At 38.3% G+C, this 4290-nt stretch carries 5 protein-coding genes; 4 read left to right on the top strand and 1 reads right to left on the bottom strand.

Annotated features, from left to right (window positions below; translation table 11 throughout):
* Positions 1-347: 347 nt before the first annotated feature.
* From DDE80_RS13800 to DDE80_RS13785, 4 genes are all read left to right on the top strand, one after another.
* The gene (locus DDE80_RS13800) at positions 348-1013 is read left to right on the top strand and encodes a response regulator transcription factor (RefSeq protein ID WP_108308492.1); all 666 of its coding nucleotides are present in this window, start codon (positions 348-350) and stop codon (positions 1011-1013) included.
* An 84-nt stretch (positions 1014-1097) separates the two neighbouring features.
* On the top strand, positions 1098-2012 hold the full coding sequence (locus DDE80_RS13795) for an ATP-binding cassette domain-containing protein (RefSeq protein WP_108308491.1): 915 nt from the start codon (positions 1098-1100) through the stop codon (positions 2010-2012).
* Positions 2005-2931, top strand: coding sequence for an ABC-2 transporter permease (locus DDE80_RS13790; protein WP_108308490.1), 927 nt, complete (start codon positions 2005-2007; stop codon positions 2929-2931). Before DDE80_RS13795 ends, DDE80_RS13790 begins: the two co-directional genes overlap by 8 nt.
* 117 nt (positions 2932-3048) lie before the next feature.
* A complete protein-coding gene (locus DDE80_RS13785; protein WP_201261543.1) occupies positions 3049-3846 on the top strand; it encodes a sensor histidine kinase in 798 nt (265 codons plus the stop codon).
* 85 nt (positions 3847-3931) lie between these two features.
* On the opposite strand, the gene DDE80_RS13780 is transcribed toward DDE80_RS13785, so the two are convergent.
* A partial coding sequence (locus DDE80_RS13780; RefSeq protein ID WP_153060921.1) for an IS66 family transposase occupies positions 3932-4290 on the bottom strand: 359 nt, incomplete at its 5' end.

Raw genomic sequence — 4290 nt, 5'->3', positions numbered from 1 at the left:
GAACGTGTAGAAATTCGTATGCCTAAATCAATTATCGAGAAATTAGATAAATACCAAGAAGAAAACGGACTGTCTACAAGAACAGCAACTATTCTCGAATTATTGCGAAAAGGCTTAGAAAAATAACGTTGGCTAAAGCCAACCGAAATTCATCTCCCACCTACTCATTGGTGCTATTCGCACCTTCACATTCCTTGAGGATGGGAGACTTCTTTCGGAAAGCCGTTTAAAAACAAAAAAGTCCATCCTATAATAAATACGTAGCGATATTTTGAAAAATATGGTTCAATATGAAGAGAGTTTTTCAATCAAAACATTGTATACCCAAATGAATGGAGGAACGATCTATGCAATCCATTTTAATTGTTGAAGATGATATTTACATAAGCGATATGGTGGCAAGTCGTTTACAGCGGGAAGGCTTTCATGTTTTAAAGGCTTTTTCTGGGACAGAGGCATTGCTCGTTTTAGCATCGCAGCAACCTGATTTGATTTTACTAGACCTTATGCTACCCGGTCTCTCAGGTGAAGAAGTATTACCTAAAATTCAGCAAACGCCAGTTATTATTATGAGTGCCAAAGCAGAAGTAAATGCTAAGGTTCAGTTACTGCTAAACGGAGCTGCAGATTATGTGACAAAGCCTTTCCATTTAGAGGAGCTTGTTGCGCGTATAACGGTTCAACTACGAAAGGCACAACAAACAGAACAGCAGCAGCTACTTACCTATTCTGATATTACAATGGATACCATTTCTCATGTAGTGACCGTTCATGAACAGCCTATAAAGCTCACTAGAACAGAGTATGCACTTTTAAAATGCTTGCTGCAACATCCAAAGCAAGTTGTCACAAAATCGCAAATTCTACATGTTATTTCAAGTGATACACCTGATTGCACAGAATCAACACTTAAAGTACATATAAGCAATATTCGGATTAAATTGCGTGAAGCGACTGGCAAAGACTATATACAAGCAATTTGGGGCATCGGCTTTAAATTTGAGCTCGATTAATCTATACGATTTCTTTACCATTTTCTTAACCGTTTTCTTTACACTTTTTTGCTATCCTTTGGGTACATCAAAGGAGGTTGTAATATGGACTATGTATTACAAGTACAAGGTTTAACAAAAAAGTATCATCAAAATACGGTCATTAACGATTTACATATGAGCGTGCCAAAGGGCGCTATTTACGGCTTTGTCGGTAAAAATGGTGCCGGTAAAACAACGCTTATTCGGCTCATTTGTGGTTTACAAGAGCCAACAGCTGGCGCATATACGTTATATGGCACAAATCATCATGAAAGCGATATTTCAACGACGCGTCGCCGTATAGGTGCAGTCATTGAAGGGCCTTCTATTTATATGAATATGACAGCTGAGGACAATTTAAAGGTGCAGTATCGTGTGCTCGGACTCCCCTCTTTTGATTGGATTCCAACGTTACTTCGATTAGTCGGCCTCGAGCATACCGGCAAGAAAAAGGCGAAGCACTTTTCACTCGGTATGCGACAACGATTAGGCATTGCTGTTGCACTATGTGGTAACCCTGATTTTTTAGTACTCGACGAACCGATGAACGGACTTGATCCAAAGGGTATTATCGAAATGCGCGAGCTCATCTTAAAATTAAATCGTGAGCAGCAAATAACGATACTCATTTCAAGCCATATATTAGATGAATTAGCTCGTGTAGCAACGCACTACGGCTTTATTGATAACGGCAAAATGATTCAAGAAATTAGTAGCACCGAGTTAGAAAAAGCATTCCGTAAATGCACCCGTATAAAAGTAACGAATATGGGCGTGCTAACACGTGTACTCGATTCTATGCAACAGGAATATACGGTTGTTTCTGAAGAAGCTGTAAATGTGTTTGGTGAGGTACACATTACCCCACTTGTTTTAAGACTTGCGAACGAACATTGCAATGTGCTGTCTATACATGAGCTCGATGAAAGTTTAGAACACTACTACTTAAACATTGTAGGAGGTGCTAAACATGCTTAACATCATACGAGCAGAGCTATTTCGCTCTAAAAAAAGCAAATTATTTTGGTTAATACTCACTGCCATTTTCATAAATGGGGGCGTTTATGGTATGTCCGTTGCAACGAGTGAAGTATTTGACGATATATTCATTATGCCTTTATTTATTCTACTTGCCGCCTACTTCTCACTGATGATTGGTAGAGAATACGCAGATGGTACAATGCGTAATAAAATCATTGCCGGTAAAACAAAAGCAACGATTTACTTTGCACAAATCACGCTTAGTTTGATGACGAGCATGATATTTATCGGTGCATTTTTCATTCCATTTATCGTGATTGCGAGTACAACAATGGCTGCAAATATTCCACTAGCCGTCATACTATCTAGTAGCGCTGGCTTTGTAATGAGTATCTTTGTTTGGAGCATTTTGTTTACCGTTGTCAGTATACTGATTTCATCACGTGAAATTGCAGCAATCATTAATTTCATCCTGTTCTTTGCCATCATGATTAGTGCTTATCAAATTAATCATTCGTTAGGGCAGCAGGAGTATATAGGTACATATAATACCGAAACCCCAGTGCAAATGAGTCCTGAGGAAGTAAAACTGGCAGTTGAAGGCATGTTTGAAGGTAGTCATTATTCAGAGCATAATGACGAAGGCGTTATCACATATTTTAAAATTGTCGAATCCGACGAAGAAGTTTTAAACCCTAGATATATCGATGAACCATTCAGTACAATATTGCAAACGATTGAGTATTTGTTACCTTATGGGCAATTGAATGCTTATCTATCAACGCTAACTAGCTATATGTATGCTGCTAGCGAGGAAGATGTTCCGTTCCATTTATTCCCGCTCTATTCTCTTTGTATGTTAGCTGTATTAATTGCAATCGGCTTCATCGCATTTCGTAAAAAAGATTTAAGGTAAAGGTAGGTGAGCAAGATGCTTCTTTGGATTTGCTGTGGCGTTTTATTGCTAATTGTCCTCTTTCTTGGGACCAGACTTTTCATGCTTCGAAGAGGGATTAATGAATTTCAGGAGGATTTGAAGAAGCATCTTGCACATGAAACGAATACGCTTATTTCAACTTCTACAACAGATCGACAAATTCAACTCTTAGCGACGGAAATGAATATTCACCTCCGTGAGCTACGTGAAAAAAGAAGACGTTATGAAAACGGGGATCAGGAATTAAAAGTTGCGGCTACAAATATCTCTCATGATTTACGTACACCATTAACCGCCATTTCTGGCTACCTTGAACTGCTTGAACAGGAGGAAAAATCAGTAGCAGCTACACAATATTTAAACACCATTAAAAACCGTACTGATGCGATGAAGGAGCTAATCGAGCAATTATTTCACTACTCGATGATTACATCATCAACGGAAAAACCAAATCTAACAGTTGTTTCCTTAAATGCTGTATTAGAAGAAAGTATCTCGACATACTACAGCGCACTTGTCGAAAAAAATATCGAACCTACCATCACGATACCAGATGAGCCTATTAATCGTTTTGTAGATCAACAAATGTTACATCGGATTTTTGATAATCTACTGAGTAATGCGATTAAATATAGCGATGGAGATTTGCACATTACACTTTCACCTAACGGAACAATTTCATTCATGAATACCGCTTCATCTTTAACGACGATTGAGGTTGAAAAGTTATTTAATCGATTTTATACAGTCGAATCTGCAAGACATTCCACTGGTCTTGGTCTCTCAATTGTCAAAAGCTTAGTTGAGCAACTGAACGGCCAAATATCTACAATTTTTCACAATAATCAACTAACAATTGCATTATCATTCCCTAAAAATAATAAAAGTAAATGAAAGGAGACCTGCATAACGACTCCTTTCATTTGTAAGCGTCAAATAGCACCCACCTGTTTTCCAGGGGGTGCTATTGTTATGCTATCTATGTAGTTCGTTTAGGCACGTGACAGTTGGTCAGAATTGCATCTGACCAAGGCATCAACGCATCTAACGCTGCTTCATCTGTTAAATCAATTAACGGTAATTGCTCGAAAATATAGGTTAAATATTTCAGTGGATCAAGTTGATTCTCTTTTGCTGTTTCCACAATACTATAGATAATTGCGCTGGCCTTTGCTCCTTTCGGAGAAGCTGAAAATAGCCACGCTTTTCTTCCCATCACGAACGGTTTAATGGAACGTTCGCCTCGATTGTTGTCCAATTCTAGACGACCATCCTTTAAAAATACCACGAGTTTCTGCCACTGATTTAAACAGTATGTAATGGCTTCACCCAATTTTG

The sequence above is a fragment of the Metalysinibacillus jejuensis genome (assembly GCF_003057615.1).
GTDB lineage: Bacteria > Bacillota > Bacilli > Bacillales_A > Planococcaceae > Metalysinibacillus > Metalysinibacillus jejuensis.
The sequence above is the reverse complement of the archived record's forward strand: the minus strand, read 5'-3'. Positions and strand labels throughout refer to the sequence as shown.